We start from the raw sequence: 1,386 nt of genomic DNA, 5'->3' as shown, positions 1-1,386 counted from the left end.
AGTTCACCTCCCAGCTTGATGGCATTAGCGAAGAGTTGGTGGTGTCTGTGCTGAATAATAACGCCGCCCCCGAGTCAACCATGATTATGGTTGCCCACCGTATGTCCACCGTCGTTAACGCCGACATGATTTACGTGATGGATCACGGCAGGATCGTCGCCCAAGGCACGCACGACATACTCATGGAGTTCTCACCCCTCTACCGGGAGCTTGTCTCTCATCAGCTCATCCATTAGCGGCGTGCGCAGGGCCTACGCGGGGGAGTGAGTGATAGTGGCACTGGCGGAAAGCCCCGCAATATTCTGCTCGGACGGGGCCGCACTGTTCACCGGCTCCAGCAGCAGGGTCGCATCCACCACGGTCACGGTTGTTCGCAGGCTAAACGACTCACCCACCTGGTCGTAGTACACAGGCACCTGGCTCAGCAGTACCTGGTTAAACACCTGCATCCCCTCAGCTGAGGCCACCGCGTCCTCAGTGGTGACAACGTCGAGGGTGCCGCGCCACTCCGTCCCGTAGCTGTCTGATTCCCGGAATACCGCGGTGAAACCGGCCCCGTTGAACGCCGCAAGCCGCGGGTTGTTCGACCGGGCACCACCGGCGCTTTGAGCGAGCGCAGCCCCCTGCTGCTGTTCCCCGTCCTCCCACAGCAGGGGCGGGCGGGTCTGTATTTCGTCGGCGAACGTGAACGTGTACTCGACGCTGAAACGTGCCCCGGCGCGCAGGGTGGTGGTTCCCGTGTATTCGCCGGATGCTGTGTGCGGGGCAGCGAACCATAGCCCGGCACCCCCGTAGAGGCCGTTGCCGACGCTGCCGCCGGGGGTGAACGTGCCCCCGCCTGCGGCGAGCAGGCCCTCCCACTTGGTGGTGCGGGATGCGCGCGTGTCGGTGAGCTGCCCGTGGTACGAGTCGAGCCCGAAGAAGGTGCTGTTGGGGTTATCCATGGTGGTGTTAAACGCCTGAGTGAATACCCCGTAGTCGACGGCAACTACTTGGTCCGAGGCTGCGTAGGCTGGGGCCGTTGCGGATGCGGCAACGGCGGGGGCGGACCATGCGGCGCCAGCGAGTGCGCGGCGCCGCGTGAGGCCGCCCCTGAAGGGTGCGTGGGTCACGTGGACTCCTGTATGTATTTGAGAGAGTGTGAATGTATGCGATGTGAGTGAATACGACCTATCCAGTGTAGTAGACAAGTGTGCCTGCGCGCTGTAATGGCGCTATTATGTGTAGGAAATATTTGAAAATTTGTGCACTTCAACCCCGGACATAGCGGATTTTTATGCATTTTCGTGCTGGTGCGCGTCGCAGCGCACCGCGCGTACCGCGTGTCGGGGGTGGTTGTGGTGCGCCAATTAGCTGTATTTCATTCACTCAATTCACAAGCATCCT

General features: G+C 61.2%; 1 protein-coding gene and 1 pseudogene. One reads left to right on the top strand and one right to left on the bottom strand.

Going from position 1 to position 1,386, the window contains the following annotated elements:
- Nucleotides 1–236, top strand: a pseudogene (locus tag Q4P78_RS08755) (ABC transporter ATP-binding protein); the annotation flags it as partial.
- A 15-nt stretch (nucleotides 237–251) separates the two neighbouring features.
- Here the strand turns inward: Q4P78_RS08755 and Q4P78_RS08750 are convergent.
- Nucleotides 252–944, bottom strand: a complete 693-nt coding sequence (locus tag Q4P78_RS08750; protein ID WP_303339992.1) for a transcriptional initiation protein Tat — start codon at nucleotides 942–944, stop codon at nucleotides 252–254.
- Between the last annotated feature and the right edge of the window lie 442 nt (nucleotides 945–1,386).

It is taken from the genome of Rothia sp. (in: high G+C Gram-positive bacteria) (genome assembly GCF_030540545.1).
Lineage (GTDB): Bacteria > Actinomycetota > Actinomycetes > Actinomycetales > Micrococcaceae > Rothia.
Note: the sequence above shows the minus strand (reverse complement) of the source record. Positions and strands in the feature narration are given on the sequence as shown.